General features: G+C 71.3%; 13 protein-coding genes. 6 read left to right on the top strand and 7 right to left on the bottom strand.

Annotated features, from left to right (window positions below):
• The first annotated feature begins 23 nt into the window (after positions 1 to 23).
• The 3 genes from BT341_RS12965 to BT341_RS45255 are packed head-to-tail and all read left to right on the top strand — an operon-like array spanning position 24 to position 2,247.
• Positions 24 to 506 (top strand): YbaB/EbfC family nucleoid-associated protein, encoded by a 483-nt coding sequence (locus tag BT341_RS12965; RefSeq protein ID WP_072476535.1) that lies wholly within the window; start codon positions 24 to 26, stop codon positions 504 to 506.
• Positions 503 to 808, top strand: coding sequence for a type VII secretion target (locus tag BT341_RS12960; protein ID WP_072476534.1), 306 nt, complete (start codon positions 503 to 505; stop codon positions 806 to 808). The genes BT341_RS12965 and BT341_RS12960 overlap by 4 nt, the downstream gene beginning before the upstream one ends.
• On the top strand, positions 805 to 2,247 hold the full coding sequence (locus tag BT341_RS45255) for a WXG100 family type VII secretion target (protein WP_072476533.1): 1,443 nt from the start codon (positions 805 to 807) through the stop codon (positions 2,245 to 2,247). Before BT341_RS12960 ends, BT341_RS45255 begins: the two co-directional genes overlap by 4 nt.
• Positions 2,248 to 2,272: 25 nt before the next feature.
• Here BT341_RS45255 and BT341_RS12950 read toward each other — a convergent pair whose 3' ends face one another.
• The 4 genes from BT341_RS12950 to BT341_RS12935 all read right to left on the bottom strand — a co-directional run bounded on the left by BT341_RS12950 (position 2,273) and on the right by BT341_RS12935 (position 7,930).
• The gene (locus BT341_RS12950; RefSeq protein WP_072476532.1) at positions 2,273 to 3,427 is read right to left on the bottom strand and encodes an acyl-CoA dehydrogenase family protein; all 1,155 of its coding nucleotides are present in this window, start codon (positions 3,425 to 3,427) and stop codon (positions 2,273 to 2,275) included.
• A complete protein-coding gene (locus tag BT341_RS12945; protein WP_072476531.1) occupies positions 3,424 to 5,409 on the bottom strand; it encodes an acetyl-CoA carboxylase biotin carboxylase subunit in 1,986 nt (661 codons plus the stop codon). The genes BT341_RS12950 and BT341_RS12945 overlap by 4 nt, the downstream gene beginning before the upstream one ends.
• 5 nt (positions 5,410 to 5,414) lie before the next feature.
• Entirely contained in the window at positions 5,415 to 7,028 is a 1,614-nt protein-coding gene (locus BT341_RS12940) for a carboxyl transferase domain-containing protein (RefSeq protein ID WP_072476530.1), read from the bottom strand.
• A 131-nt stretch (positions 7,029 to 7,159) separates the two neighbouring features.
• On the bottom strand, positions 7,160 to 7,930 hold the full coding sequence (locus BT341_RS12935; protein ID WP_072476529.1) for an SGNH/GDSL hydrolase family protein: 771 nt from the start codon (positions 7,928 to 7,930) through the stop codon (positions 7,160 to 7,162).
• A 195-nt stretch (positions 7,931 to 8,125) separates the two neighbouring features.
• Between BT341_RS12935 and BT341_RS12930 the strand changes: the two genes are divergently transcribed.
• The gene (locus BT341_RS12930; protein ID WP_072476528.1) at positions 8,126 to 8,716 is read left to right on the top strand and encodes an SACE_7040 family transcriptional regulator; all 591 of its coding nucleotides are present in this window, start codon (positions 8,126 to 8,128) and stop codon (positions 8,714 to 8,716) included.
• 46 nt (positions 8,717 to 8,762) lie between these two features.
• Positions 8,763 to 9,263, top strand: coding sequence for a hypothetical protein (locus BT341_RS12925; RefSeq protein WP_072476527.1), 501 nt, complete (start codon positions 8,763 to 8,765; stop codon positions 9,261 to 9,263).
• 30 nt (positions 9,264 to 9,293) lie between these two features.
• On the opposite strand, the gene BT341_RS12920 is transcribed toward BT341_RS12925, so the two are convergent.
• The 3 genes from BT341_RS12920 to BT341_RS12910 all read right to left on the bottom strand — a co-directional run bounded on the left by BT341_RS12920 (position 9,294) and on the right by BT341_RS12910 (position 12,418).
• Positions 9,294 to 9,917, bottom strand: a complete 624-nt coding sequence (locus BT341_RS12920; RefSeq protein ID WP_072476526.1) for a DUF2306 domain-containing protein — start codon at positions 9,915 to 9,917, stop codon at positions 9,294 to 9,296.
• 75 nt (positions 9,918 to 9,992) lie between these two features.
• On the bottom strand, positions 9,993 to 11,111 hold the full coding sequence (gene metX / locus BT341_RS12915; protein ID WP_072476525.1) for a homoserine O-acetyltransferase MetX: 1,119 nt from the start codon (positions 11,109 to 11,111) through the stop codon (positions 9,993 to 9,995).
• On the bottom strand, positions 11,108 to 12,418 hold the full coding sequence (locus tag BT341_RS12910) for a bifunctional o-acetylhomoserine/o-acetylserine sulfhydrylase (RefSeq protein WP_072476524.1): 1,311 nt from the start codon (positions 12,416 to 12,418) through the stop codon (positions 11,108 to 11,110). The genes metX and BT341_RS12910 overlap by 4 nt, the downstream gene beginning before the upstream one ends.
• Positions 12,419 to 12,584: 166 nt before the next feature.
• Here BT341_RS12910 and rdmE point away from each other — a divergent pair, with 166 nt between their 5' ends.
• Entirely contained in the window at positions 12,585 to 14,123 is a 1,539-nt protein-coding gene (gene rdmE / locus BT341_RS12905; protein WP_072476523.1) for an aklavinone 12-hydroxylase RdmE, read from the top strand.
• The last annotated feature ends 5 nt before the right edge of the window (positions 14,124 to 14,128 follow it).

The raw sequence follows: 14,128 nt of genomic DNA, 5'->3' as shown, positions 1-14,128 counted from the left end.
AGCGGGACGGCTGAAAGGACGCCGTGGACGAACAGGACTGGCTCGCCGGCTTCCAGCGGCGGGTCGACGAGATGCGCGCCAAGTCGCAGGTGCTGCAGGAGAAGATCACCCACGCCGAAGGCACCGCGGAGGCCGCGCAGGGCCTGGTGGCGGTGACCGTGGCACCGAACGGGGCGCTGAAGAACCTCCGCATCGACGACCGCGCGCTGCGGCTGCCCGGCGGCGGGCGGCAGCTCACCGCGTTGCTGATGGAGGCCTACGGCAAGGCACAGCGGCAGGTGTCGAAGGACGTCGCGGCCGCGCTGGAGCCGATCGCCGGCGGCACGGAGATGATGCGGGTCGTCGAGCGGTTCCTGCCGGTGCCGGACGAGCCCCCGCCTCCGCCGCCACCACCGCCCGCGGCGCCCCCGCGGCCACCACAGGGGCGTCCGGCACCCCCACCATCTCCGCCCGCGCCACCGCGGCGGCGTCCGGACGACGACGGCGAGGAGTTGAACCCCTGGTGAGCGGCGGCTACAGCGTCACCCCGGAGGTGCTGAACACGTACGCGAGCGGCCTCGACGACCGCGCGAACCGCGTCACGGCGGCCGCGGACAAGGTCCAGTCCGTGAACGGCGCCGACATCAACGCGTTCGGCGTGCTGGTCGGCCAGGCGCTCGGCGTGCCGACGCGGATCGCGCTGGCCGTGCTGCACGACCAGATCAAGTCGGCGGCGAAGGCGATGACCGACCAGGCGGCGAACGTCCGGACCGCGGCGCAGAAGTACAGCGCCACCGAGGCCGACCACGCGGCGGTGTTCGCGAAGTGACCGAGACGTTCAACCCGACGGCGGCGCCCGACTTCGGCGCCGGCGTGGTGATCACCGACTCGAACAAGTTCTCCGGCGCGGGGTTCCTGGACTCGTACACGTTCCTGATCAAGAGCTGCCAGGACATCCAGAAGGCCGACGACGCCGACAAGGCCGCGCTGGGCGTGGCGATCGGGCTCGGCGCGGTCGCGACCGTGGTCGACACGGTGAAGTTCGCGCTGAACCCGCTCGGCAGCCTCATCTCGGCGGGACTCGGCTGGCTGATCGAGCACATCAGCTTCCTGCGCGAGCCGCTCGACATGCTGATGGGCGACCCGGACCAGATCCAGCTGCTCAGCCAGGAAGTGCACACGATCGCCGAGTCGATCCGCAAGATCGCCGACGACCAGACGGCGTCGCTGACCGGCGAGATCTCGCACTGGGAAGGCGACGGCGCGAAGGCGTTCAACGACCGCATGAAGGAACTGGCGGCCGACCTGGAGAGCAAGGCGCACGGCACCGACATCGTCGGCTACCTCATCCAGACGAACATGGCGATCATCGCCGCGGTGCGCAGCCTGTTCCGCGACCTGATCACGACGGTGCTCGGCGACATCATCTCGACGATGCTGATCGCGCTGGCGACGGCGGCGATCACGTTCGGCACGTCGATCGTCGCCGGCGTCACGTGGTGCGTCACGCAGGCGACGATGACGGCGACTTCGCTGGCCTCGAAGCTGGCCGCGGTGCTCGCGCAGGCGGTCCGGTCGGCAGGCCGGATCGGCGACATCACGAAGATGCTGAAGACCCGCCCGGAAGCGAGCGGGGCCGCCGGCGCCGGTCGCGGCGCCGACGACGTCGCGCCACCGCCGCCACGGGTCGAGGGACCGCCACCGCGCGAAGGCACTCCGCCACCCCGCGAAGACGACGCGGGCACCCCACCACCCCGCGAAGACGACGCGGGCACCCCACCACCCCGCGAAGACGACGCGGGCACCCCACCACCGCGCGAAGACGATGACGCGTCGAGCTACCACACGGCCAACGAAGACACCCCGCCGCCGAGCCCGGCGCGGGACGACGACGACGCCAGCTTCCACACCGCGAACGAGAACCCGCCCCGCGAGGACGCGGGCACCCCACCGCCGCGCGAGGACGACGACGCGTCGAGCTACCACACGGCGAACGAGAACCCGCCGTCCACCTCGCCGTGGACCAAGAAGCACGAGGACTGGCTCAAGCAGCACCAGCCCGACGCCTACGCCTTGTACAAGCGGAACGAGACGTGGCTGAAGGAGCACGACCCCAAGGCCTTCAACCTCCTGAAGAACTGGGTCGCCGACTCCGACAGCGCCAAGGAGCTGTGGGCCTGGCCGGTCAAGGGCAGCCAGGAGATCATCAAGCAGATGCTCGACATCCAGAAGACCGCCGAGACCGGCTGGGCGGCCGCGAACGAGTAGCCGTGGGGGCACCGCCCCCACGGACTCAGGCCACGCCCAGGTGCCGCGAGATCAGCATCTTCTGCACCTCGCTGGTGCCCTCGCCGATCTCCAGGATCTTCGCGTCGCGGTAGAAGCGGCTCACCGGGAACTCGTTCATGAACCCGTAGCCGCCGAAGATCTGGGTCGCGTCGCGGGCGTTGTCCATCGCCGCGTTCGAGGCCACCAGCTTCGCGATCGACGCCTCCTTCTTGAACGGCTCTCCGCGCAGCATCTTCGCCGCCGCCTGGTAGTACGCCAGGCGCGCGGTGTGCGTGCGGACCTCCATGTCCGCGATCTTGAACTGGATCGCCTGGTACTCGCCGATCCGCTTGCCGAACGCGACGCGGTCCTTCACGTACTTGAGGCACTCGTCGACGCAGCCCTGCGCCAGGCCCACCGACAGCGCGGCGATCGCGACCCTGCCCTCGTCCAAAATGGACAGGAACTGGGCGTAGCCGCGGCCGCGCTGCCCGACCAGGTTCTCGGCCGGGACGCGGACGTCCGAAAAGGACAGTTCGTGGGTGTCCGAGCAGTTCCAGCCGACCTTCGAGTACTTCGGCGCCACTTCGAAGCCCGGCGTGCCGGACGGGACGATGATCGCCGAGATCTCCTTGCGGCCGTTCTCCATCACGTCCGTCACGGCCGTCACCGTGACCAGGCGCGTGATGTCCGTGCCCGAGTTCGTGATGAACGCCTTGCTGCCGTTGATGACCCAGGAGTCACCGTCCAAAGTGGCCCGGGTGCGCGTCGCGCCCGCGTCCGAGCCGCCGCCCGGCTCGGTCAGGCCGAAGCCGCCCAGCGCGGTGCCCGCGCAGAGCGGCGGGAGCCATTCCTCCTGCTGCTCCTGCGTCCCGAAGCGGTAAATCGGCATCGCGCCGAGCGAAACGCCGGCCTCGAGCGTGATCGCCACCGACGAATCGACGCGGGCCAGCTCCTCCAGCGCCAGGCACAGCGCGAAGTAGTCGCCGCCCATGCCGCCGAACTTCTCGGGGAACGGCAGCCCGAACAGGCCCATCTCGCCCATCTTCGCGACGATGGCGTACGGGAACTCCTCCTTCTCGTACAGCTCGCCGATCACGGGCGCGACCTCGGCGTGCGCGAAGTCCTCGACGGTCTTGCGGAGGGACTCGTACTCCTCGTCCAGGCGGAAGTCGATCACGGCTGCTCCTCGGGGGGCGTGACAACGGCAAGGGTTTCGTCCAGCGCGACCTGCTGGCCGGCCCGGACGGGCAGTTCGCTGACCACGCCGTCGATCGGCGCGGTGACGGTGTGCTCCATCTTCATCGCTTCCACGACCAGCAACGGCGTCCCGGCGCGCACGACGTCGCCCGCGGCGACCTTGACCACGAGCACGGTGCCCGGCATCGGGCTGGTGACCGGCCCGGCACCGGCGGCCTCGCCGCGTGATGACAGCACGAACTCCTGCTCCCCGAACGGGAAGCTCAGCCCGTCGCGGGCCAGCCAGACCGTCCGATCGGGACCGCACGCCTGGCGGTACCGGTGGAAGCCGCCGGCGTGCCGGATTTCCAGGACGTCACCGTCACGGCGGGCCGACACCTCGACCGGCTCGGCGTCGTCCACGAACACCGTCGCGGCCGACGGCGTGCCCTGCACCCGGACCACCGCGCGCGCGGTGCCGGACTTCAGCCGGAACGTCACGCCGCCGGAGCCGCCCATGCGCCAGCCGTCCGGCACGTCCCATGGGTCCACAATGGACCCCGACGGCTGCAGCTCGAGGAACCGGTCCAGCGCGGCCGCGACGAAGAACTCGGCCGGCACGTCGGAAGAGACCAGCTCGGACAGCCGCCGGTCGACCAGCTCCGTGTCGAGCCGGCCGGCGCGGACGTCCTCGTCGGCCAGCAGCGCCCGCAGGAACGCGGTGTTCGTGCCGAGACCCAGCAGCGCCGTGTCGGCCAGCGCCCGGTCGAGCCGGTGCAGCGCCGCCGCGCGGTCCGGGCCCCAGGCGATGACCTTGGCCAGCATCGGGTCGTAGTTCGAGCCGACCACCGCGCCCGGTGTCATCCACGAGTCGACGCGGACGCCGTCGCCGGACGGCTCGTGCACGGCCAGCACCGTCCCGCCGGTCGGGATGAACCCGCGTGCCGGGTCCTCGGCGTACACGCGCGCCTCGACGGCGTGCCCGCGCAGCGAGACGTCCTGCTGGGTGAGGGTCAGCTCTTCGCCGGCGGCGACCCGGACCTGCCACTCGACCAGGTCGAGGCCGGTGACCAGCTCGGTGACCGGGTGCTCGACCTGCAGCCGGGTGTTCATCTCCATGAAGAAGAACTCGTCCGGGTCGTGCGCCGACATGATGAACTCGACCGTCCCGGCGCCGACGTAACCCACCGAGCGCGCGGCTTCGGCCGCCGCCGAGCCCATCTTTTCGCGGGTCGCGGGGTCCAGCAGCACCGACGGCGCTTCCTCGATGATCTTCTGGTGCCGCCGCTGCAGGCTGCACTCGCGCTCGCCGAGGTGCAGGACGTTCCCGTGCCGGTCGGCCAGCACCTGGATCTCGATGTGCCGCGGCGTCGTGACGAACCGTTCCATCAGGAGCGTGTCGTCGCCGAACGATCCCTTGGCCTCACGCCGCGCCGACTCGATCGCCGCGTCCAGCTCGGCCTCGGCGTGCACCAGCCGCATGCCCTTGCCGCCGCCGCCGGCGGACGGCTTGAGCAGCAGCGGGTAGCCGACCTTGGCGGCGGCCGCCGCGAAGCCGCCGTCCGGGATGTCCGCGTCCGACGCTCCGGGCACGACCGGCACACCGGCCTTCGACACGGTCGCCTTGGCGCGGATCTTGTCGCCCATGGCGTCGATCGCCGACGGCGGCGGGCCGATGAACACGAGCCCGGCGGCCTCGCAGGCCCGCGCGAACTCGGCGTTCTCGGCCAGGAAGCCGTAGCCCGGATGCACGGCCTGCGCGCCCGACGACACGGCCGCGTCCACGATCGCCGGAATGGACAGGTAGCTCTTGGCGGCCTCCGCCGGCCCGATGCGGACCGCCGTGTGCGCCTCGCGGACGTGCCGCGCGTCCGCGTCCGCGTCGCTGTACACCGCCACGGCGCGGATCCCGAGGTCCCGCAGCGTGCGGATGACCCGCACCGCGATCTCGCCCCGGTTCGCCACCAGCACTGAGTCGAACATCTGCCTCACATCCGGAAGACGCCGTAGTTGACTTCACCCAGGGGGGCGTTGGCCGCGGCCGAGAGCGCGAGGCCGAGCACCGTGCGGGTGTCCGCCGGGTCGATGACGCCGTCGTCCCACAGCCGCGCGGTCGAGTAGTACGGGCTGCCCTGCACCTCGTACTGCTCGCGGATCGGGGCCTTGAACGCCTCTTCGTCCTCGGCGGACCACTCGCCGCCACGGCTTTCGATCGAGTCGCGGCGGACCGTCGACAGCACGGACGCCGCCTGCTCCCCGCCCATCACCGAGATCCGCGCGTTCGGCCACATCCACAGGAACCGCGGCGAGTACGCCCGGCCGCACATCGAGTAGTTGCCGGCGCCGAACGAGCCCCCGATAACGACGGTTAACTTCGGCACCCGCGCGCAGGCCACCGCGGTGACCATCTTCGCGCCGTGCTTGGCGATGCCGCCCGCCTCGTACGCGCGCCCGACCATGAAGCCGGTGATGTTCTGCAGGAACAGCAGCGGGATCGAGCGCTTGTCGCACAGCTCGATGAAGTGCGCGCCCTTCATCGCGGACTCGGCGAACAGCACGCCGTTGTTCGCGACGATGCCGACCGGGTGGCCGTGGATCCGGGCGAACCCGGTGACCAGCGTCGCGCCGTACTCCTTCTTGAACTCGCCGAACCGGCTGCCGTCGACGATCCGCGCGATCACCTCGCGCACGTCGTAGGGCACGCGCGGGTCGGTCGGCACGACGCCGTACAGCTCGGCCGGGTCGACCACCGGCTCCTCGGTCGGCAGCACGTCCCACGGCCGCGGAGTGCGGGGGCCCAAAGTCGACACGATCGAGCGAACGATCCGCAGCGCGTGCGCGTCGTCGTCGGCCAGGTGGTCGGTGACGCCGGACTGGCGCGCGTGGACGTCGCCGCCACCCAGCTCCTCGGCCGTGACGACCTCGCCGGTCGCGGCCTTCACCAGCGGCGGCCCGCCGAGGAAGATCGTGCCCTGGTTCCGGACGATGACGGCCTCGTCGCTCATCGCCGGGACGTACGCGCCGCCCGCGGTGCACGACCCGAGCACCGCGGCGATCTGCGGGATGCCGCGCGCGGACATCGTCGCCTGGTTGTAGAAGATCCGGCCGAAGTGTTCACGATCCGGGAAGACCTCGTCCTGCCGGGGCAGGAACGCGCCGCCGGAGTCCACCAGGTAGACGCACGGCAGGTTGTTGTGCAGCGCGACCTCCTGGGCGCGCAGGTGCTTCTTCACCGTCATCGGGTAGTACGTACCGCCCTTGACCGTGGCGTCGTTGGCGACGACCACGCACTCGCGGCCGGAGACACGCCCGATCCCGGTGATGATCCCGGCGGACGGCGCCTCGTCGTCGTACAGCCCGTTCGCGGCCAGCGGCGACAGCTCGAGAAACGGCGATCCCGGGTCGAGCAGCGTGTCGACGCGGTCGCGCGGCAGCAGCTTGCCGCGCTCGACGTGCCGCGTGCGGGCCTTCTCCGGCCCGCCGAGCCGCGCCGCGGCCAAACGTTTGCGGAGGTCCTCGACCAGCTCCGCGTGGGACGTGGCGTTGCGGGCGTAGGCCTCGCTGTCCGGGGCGGCGGAAGTCCCCAGTACCGGCGTGTCCATGGGCTCCCTCGAAGTTAGCAGGCGTTAACCTCCGCTCCGATGTTAGCGACCGCTAACCGGGGTGTCCAGTGGGCCGGAAGGCCGAGAAGGCCACCCCGGCGGACCGGGATGGCCTCCGTGCGATCGCGGCGTCAGCCGATCGCGCCCCGGAGCGGGGCGTAGTAGCCGCCGGACTGGCCGGCCACCGTCGGGTGGTACGACTCGATCACCGGCCAGGTCAGGCTGTGCAGGTAGTCGTCGGCCGACGAGCAGATGTTGTGCCCGACGAACGCCGGCCGCACGTCGACGAACGTCGCCCCGGCGGCCGACGCGCGCTGCTGGATGACCGACGCCAGGGTGTCGGCGCCGGAGTTGATCGCCGAGCGCTTGGTGTCGCTCAACCCGACCCAGCAGGAGCCGGGAACGGTGTAGAAGCGCGGGTAGGACAGGACGACGAGGCGCGCACCGGGTGCCTTCGCCTTGATCGCGTTGTAGGTGTTGGTCAGCAGCGGGGGCAGGGTGTTGTTGACGTAGGTCTTGGCGGTGTTGACGCGGTTGGTGCAGTCCGTGTCGCTGCCGAGGGTGCAGGTCTGGATCACGTCGCTGAAGCCGGCGTCGTTGCCGCCCACGGTGACCGTGACCAGGGTCGCGTTGGAGGGGATGGAGTTCGCCTGGTTGATCACGTCGCCCGTGCGGGCGCCGGAGCAGGCCAGGAAGCTGAACGACGTGCCGCTGTGCGCGTTGGCCCACAGTTGCGGGTAGGCGTTGGAGCTGCGGTAGCAGCTCCCGGAACTGCCGTAGCTGCCGGCCCCGACCCCGGAGGAGTAGGAGTCGCCGAGTGCGGCGTAGACGGTCCCGGCGGCCTGGGCGAGGCCCGTGACGCCGAGAGTGGACAGGACGACGGCCCCGAGAGCCGTGCTCAACCTCACTAGCAACCGTCGCGACAGACGGATCGGAACCCCCATGGGCCACTCCTTTGTGACAGAGCCGACCTGGAAAGCACACCAGGTGGAAGCCCCACAAGGAACCCCTAGCTACCTGTAGGTAACCCACTCGGCTCACGCCGGAAGACGGGAACGGTGTTAGCGGTCGCTAACTTCCCGCTCTAATATGGCCGGATGGCGGCCAACCCCACACCCCTGGTGAACGGCGAGAAGGCGAACAGACGCGAGCAGATCCTGGCCGCGGCCGCCGAGCTGTTCGCCCACCACGGGTTCCACGGCGTCGGCATCGACGACATCGGCGCCGCGGTCGGCATCTCCGGCCCCGCGCTCTACCGCCACTTCCGCAGCAAGGACGCCATCCTCGGCGAGATGCTGAACTCGATCAGCCGCTACCTGCTCGACGGCGGCAGGCGGTGGGCGGCCCGGCCGGGCGATGCGGACAACAGGCTGGCCGGGCTCGTGGCGTTCCACGTCGGCTTCGCGCTCAACCATCCGTCGTTGATCACCGTTCAGGAGCGGAACCTCGCGAACCTCACCGACGCCGACCGCAAGCAGGTTCGCGCGCTGCAGCGCCAGTACGTCGAGGTGTGGGTGCGCGTGATCCGCGAAGCGGTCCCCGGCCTGGGAGAACTGGAGGCCCGGTCGGCGGCGCACGCCGTGTTCGGGCTGATCAACTCGACGCCGTACAACCGCCATCTCGGTGACAGCGAACTCGCCGAACTGCTCGCCCGGCTCGCGCTGGGTGCCCTCCGCGCCGCCGGATGACCGACCCGGATCAAGGTATCCCCACGAGCGCCGTCGCTGGTGTTTGATGGGGCACGTGGATGCGGACTGGAACGAGCAGGAGCTCGTCGAGAAGGCTCAGCGCGCGCTGACCGCGCTGAGCCTCGGTGACGACGCCGAAGCCCTCGTCGAGGTCGCGCCGACGGCCGTCGAACCGCAGGCCCGCGCGGACGAGACGAAGGCGTTGATGCTGCTGCTGTTCGGGGAGTGCAGCGCGATGGTCGCCACCCTCGGCGACGGCGGCAGCGCGCCGGTCAAGGTCCAGGTCTTCGACGAAGACGGCGAAGAGGTCTCGATCGACCAGGCCGACCCGCCGGTGCGGACGGCGGTCCGGACGCTGCTGGCGGAGGTCCACGGCAACACGGAGGCGGCGCAGGAGCAGGTCGAGATCGCCCTGGCGAACGCGGCGCCGGACGAGGTCGACAGCCTGGTGCTGCAGGCGCTGCGCTGGACGATCCGGCTGTCGGTGGAGTGCCTGGACCGCGACCTGCCGGTGGCGCCGTGGATCTCGGAAGCCGTCTCGGACTGATCCCGGCCCGAGCCCGCTTCGGCTGCTCGGCTAGGCCGGGGAAGGCGGCACAGGCCGCCCGCGTCGCCGGATGAGCACTTCCACCACCGCCAGGTTGACCAGCCAGCCCAGTGTCTGCCCGGCCGGGATCAGCGTGAGCGCGCTCGCCGGGTCGACTCGGCCGAAGGGCAGCTGGGCCAGCAGGAGCACCGGCACCAGGATGCGCGAAGTGACGGCGAGGAACGTCAGCGCGTAGTTGCGCAGCATCCACGCCCGGTGCGCGGCGAAGTCACGCCGGCGCGCCGCCCGGTACGCGAGGACGCCGGTGACCAGCCACAGGACGGCCGCGGTGGTCAGGCTGATCTGCGTCAGGAGGCGGCCTGACCACAGCGCGACCGGGACCGTGGCCACCGCCGCCGGCAGGACGCCGGCGAGGAGGTAGATCCGGCCGAGCGTCCGGTGCAGCCGCCGTCTCGCTCGCACCTTCGGCATGAACTGCAGGGGCCCGAGCACGAGCGCCACGGCGGCGGTGAAGATGTGCGTCACGAGCACCGCGTACTGCAGGCCGCCGCGCACCGGGAGGCGGCTGTCGGCGATGTCGAGGCCCAGGTAGGGGTACGTGAGCACCGCCGCGAACCCGATCGCGACGACGAGCAGCCACGCTGGTTTCCGCATGCGGCGATGATTTCGCGGCGGGGCGGCCCGGTCGTCCGCCGCGAGGCGGCTCGCGTTCGTACGTCCGGGGACGTACTAGCCCAGCAGGCCCTTCACCAGCGCCGAGATCTGGCCGGTCTCGATGAGGAACGAGTCGTGCCCGTACGGCGACGACACGACCGAAGGCTCCGGCGCGCCGGGGATTCCCGCGGCGATCTCCGCCGACTGGTACAGCGGGTAGAGCCGGTCGCTGTCCACGCCGGCGATCACCGCGCGCGCCGTCACCCGGCGCAGGGCCGCCGCCACGCCGCCGCGGTCGCGGCCGACGTCGTGGGTGTTCATCGACTCGGTCAGCACCAGGTAGCTGTTCGCGTCGAACCGGTGGACGAGCTTGGCGGCGTGGTGGTCCAAATAGGACTCCACGGCGAACCGGCCGCCGCGCAGCGGGTCTTCCGCGCCCTGGTACGCCCGGCCGAACCGCTGGGCCAGCTCGGGCTCGCTGCGGTAGGTGACGTGCGCGATCCGCCGGGCGATGCCCAGCCCGCGGTGGGGGCCCGCCGTCGCCGAGTAGTAGTCGCCGCCGTGGAAGTCCGGGTCGCTGCGGATCGCGTGCAGCTGCGGTGACGCCCAGGCGATCTGCTCGGCCGACGCCCGCGCCGTCGAGGCGAGCACCAGCACCGACGCCACCCGCGAGGGCAGCGACACCGCCCACTCCAGCGCCCGCATGCCTCCCATGGACCCGCCGAGCACGGCCGCCCAGCGGGAGATCCCGAGCGCGTCGGCCAGCGCCGCTTCGGCGGCCACCTGGTCCCGGACCGTCACCACGGGAAACCGGCTGCCCCACGGGCGTCCGTCCGGATGGGGCGACGACGGCCCGGTGGATCCCTGGCACCCGCCGAGCACGTTCGGGACCACGACGAAGAATTCGCCGGTGTCCAGCGCCTTCCCCGGCCCGATCAGGCCGTCCCACCAGCCGGGGCCGGGGTGCCCGGGTCCGGCGGGTCCGGCCGCGTGGCTGTCGCCGGTCAGCGCGTGCTCGACGAGGACCGCGTTGGACGCGTCGGAGTTCAGCGTCCCCCAGGTTTCATACGCAAGAGTGAACGACGGCAGCACGCCACCGGCCTCCAGCGCGAGCGCGCCGGGGCCGGTGACGAACTTCCGGCGGCCCGGCGGGTCGCCGGCCCGCCAGGCGCCGGTGACGGGCGCAGCCGTCACAGTGCGGCCTTGGCCGCCCGGAATCCGGCCTCCAGGTCGGCCTTGAGGTCCTCGATGCCCTCCAGCCCCACGGCGAGCCGGACCAGGCCCGGCGTGACGCCGCTGGCCAGCTGCTCCTCCGGGGTGAGCTGGCTGTGCGTGGTCGAGGCCGGGTGCACGATCAGGCTGCGGACATCGCCGAGGTTCACCAGCTGGCTGTGCAGCTCGGTGCCGTCGACGAACTTCCGGCCCGCCTCGACGCCGCCGCGCAGGTCGAACGAGAGCACCGCGCCCGCGCCGCGCGGCAGGTACTTCTGCGCGGCCTGGTGGTAGGGGCTCGACGGCAGGCCGGCGTAGTACACCTTCTCGACCTCGTCACGCTGCTCGAGCCATTCGGCGAGCGCCTGCGCGTTCTGCACGTGCCGCTCGATGCGCAGCGACAGCGTCTCGATGCCCTGCAGGATCAGGAAGCTGTTGAGCGGCGCGATGGCCGCGCCGGTGTCGCGCAGCAGCTGGACGCGCGCCTTCGCCGCGTACGCGCCCGGGCCGAGCGCCTCCCAGTACTTCAGGCCGTGGTAGCTCGGGTCCGGCTCGGTGAAGCCCGGGAACCGCGCGGGGTCCTTGCCGAAGTCGAACGTGCCGCCGTCGACCAGCACGCCGGCGATCGTCGTGCCGTGGCCGCCGAGGTACTTGGTGGCCGAGTGGATGACGACGTCGGCGCCGTGCTCGATCGGGCGAACCAGGTACGGCGTCGGGATCGTGTTGTCGACCAGCAGCGGGACGCCGGCTTCGTGCGCGACGTCGGCGACCGCGCGGATGTCGAGGACGTTGCTGCCCGGGTTGGCCAGCGTCTCGGCGAAGAAGAACTTCGTGTTCGGCCGGACGGCGGCGCGCCACTGTTCGAGGTCGTCCTGGTCCTCGATGAAGGTGACCTCGACGCCGAGCTTCGGCAGCGTGTAGTGGAAGAGGTTGTACGTCCCGCCGTAGAGCGACGGGCTGGAGACGAAGTGGTCGCCCGCGCCCGCGAGGTTCAGGATGGCGGCCGTGGTCGCCGCCGAGCCGGAGGCGAACGCCAATGCCGCGACACCGCCTTCGAGCGCGGCGACGCGCTGCTCGAGGACGTCCTGGGTCGGGTTCATGATCCGCGTGTAGATGTTGCCGGGCTCGGCGAGGCTGAACAGGTCGGCGCCGTGCTGGCTGTCGCGGAAGACGTACGACGTCGTCTGGTAGATCGGCGTCGCCCGCGCGCCTGTCGCGGGATCCGGCGCGGCGCCCGCGTGGATCTGCTTGGTCTCGAAGGACCACGCCGAGGTGTCGTCCGCGCTCATTCGGTTTCTCCTTGCGGCTCAAGGGGGATCGTCCGCGGTCGAAGCTACGTGGGCCGGACGGGGCACCCAACCGTTCCCACGACTTGAGAGACCAGCCTCCTTGCCAAACAAATATCTCTCTGTCTAAGATATTCATACAGGGAGATTCACAGGCATGGAGGTAGTCATGACGGAGCGGGTGCAGGTCCTGGTCGTGGGAGCCGGGCTGGGCGGATTGTCGGCGTCGCTGTTCCTGGCGCAGGCGGGTGTGGAGGTGCTGACGGTCGAGCGGCACGCGGGGACGTCGATCCACCCGAGGGCCGCGGGGCAGAACTGGCGCACGATGGAGTTGTTCCACTGGGCGGGAATCGACCGGGAGGTCCTCGCGGTGAGCCCACGGGCTTCGCAGGGCCTGCGGATCACCGTCGCGACCAGCCTGGCGGGCCGCGTCCTGCACCGGCTGGTGGAGGACGGCAGCGAGTTCGACGTCTCGGCCACGACGACACTGCCCGCCGGCATGGCCGGGCAGGACGTCGTCGAGCCGATCATGCTGGCGCACGCGGAGAAGGCCGGCGCGCGCGTCCGGTTCCGCACCGAACTGGTCGATCTCGAACAGGACGCGGACGGCGTCACCGCGACGCTGCGGCACCGCGACACCGGCGAGCGGTCTGTGGTGCGCGCGGACTACGTCGTCGCGGCCGACGGCGGGCGCAGCGGCGTCCGGCAGCGGCTGGGCATCGGCACCACCGGGATGGACGCGCTGAGCCACTGCCTCGGCGTGGTGTTCGACGCCGACCTCGGCGATCGCGTGCAGCCCGGCGTGACCGACCTGTTCTACCTGCAGCACGGCGACTTCACCGCCGGGTTCGTCAACACCGACGTGCCGAACCGGTACGTCTTCGCGCCGGACTACTTCCCGGAGAAGGGCGAAACCCCGGCCGACTTCGATCACGACCGGCTGGTGGCGATGATCCGTGCCGCCACCGACCTGCCGGACCTGCGCCCGGAGATCGTCTGGACCGGTTCGTGGGAGGTGGCCGCGCGCCTGGCGGACCGCTTCCGCAGCGGCCGGGTCTTCCTGGTCGGCGACGCGGCGAAGGTGACGCCGCCGACGGGCGGGATGGGCGGCAACACGGCGATCGGCGACGGCGCGGACATCGCGTGGAAGCTCGCCGCGGTACTGCGCGGCGAAGCGGGCGACGCGCTGCTGGACACCTACGAAGCCGAGCGGCGGCCGTACGCGCGGATGGTCGTCGACACGTCGCTGCACAACATGAAGCAGCGGATGCACCCCGGCCTCGACGTCTCGGGGATCACGAAGGCGGAGGACCCGCTGGGCATCGCCCTCGGCTTCCGCTACCGCTCGACCGCGGTGCTGGCGGAGGAGCCGGACGACGGCGAGCGCGTCGAGGACGTCCACGCGCCCACCGGGCGGCCCGGCTTCCGGGCACCGGGTCTGGCGTCCACTGTGGACCTCCTGGGCCACTCGTGGGTGCTGCTCTGCGCGGGCGACGGGTCGCGCTGGGAACCGGCCGCGGCCTCGGCCGGCCTCCGCGTCGACTGCCACGTCGTCGACGACGACGTGTTCGCGTCGCGCTACGGCCTGGCGAAGGGCGGCGCGTCGCTCGTGCGCCCGGACGGCGTCGTCGCGTGGCGGGCGAAGGAGCCGGTCGAGGACCCGGCGGGCACGCTGCGGCAGGTCCTGGACGCGGTGCTGTCGCGCTAGGCGGC

Origin of the sequence: Amycolatopsis australiensis (assembly GCF_900119165.1) — a bacterium.
GTDB classification, from domain to species: Bacteria; Actinomycetota; Actinomycetes; order Mycobacteriales; family Pseudonocardiaceae; genus Amycolatopsis; species Amycolatopsis australiensis.
This window is presented reverse-complemented; position numbering and strand designations above follow the sequence as displayed.

What these genes read in the sequence shown, in the direction of transcription:
- BT341_RS12945 (WP_072476531.1), bottom strand. Translation starts at nt 5,409, where the DNA reads ATGTTCGACTCAGTGCTGGTGGCGAACCGGGGCGAGATCGCGGTGCGG.
- BT341_RS12940 (WP_072476530.1), bottom strand. Translation starts at nt 7,028, where the DNA reads ATGGACACGCCGGTACTGGGGACTTCCGCCGCCCCGGACAGCGAGGCC.
- BT341_RS12930 (WP_072476528.1), top strand. Translation starts at nt 8,126, where the DNA reads ATGGCGGCCAACCCCACACCCCTGGTGAACGGCGAGAAGGCGAACAGA.
- BT341_RS12925 (WP_072476527.1), top strand. Translation starts at nt 8,763, where the DNA reads ATGGGGCACGTGGATGCGGACTGGAACGAGCAGGAGCTCGTCGAGAAG.
- BT341_RS12920 (WP_072476526.1), bottom strand. Translation starts at nt 9,917, where the DNA reads ATGCGGAAACCAGCGTGGCTGCTCGTCGTCGCGATCGGGTTCGCGGCG.
- BT341_RS12910 (WP_072476524.1), bottom strand. Translation starts at nt 12,418, where the DNA reads ATGAGCGCGGACGACACCTCGGCGTGGTCCTTCGAGACCAAGCAGATC.
- rdmE (WP_072476523.1), top strand. Translation starts at nt 12,585, where the DNA reads ATGACGGAGCGGGTGCAGGTCCTGGTCGTGGGAGCCGGGCTGGGCGGA.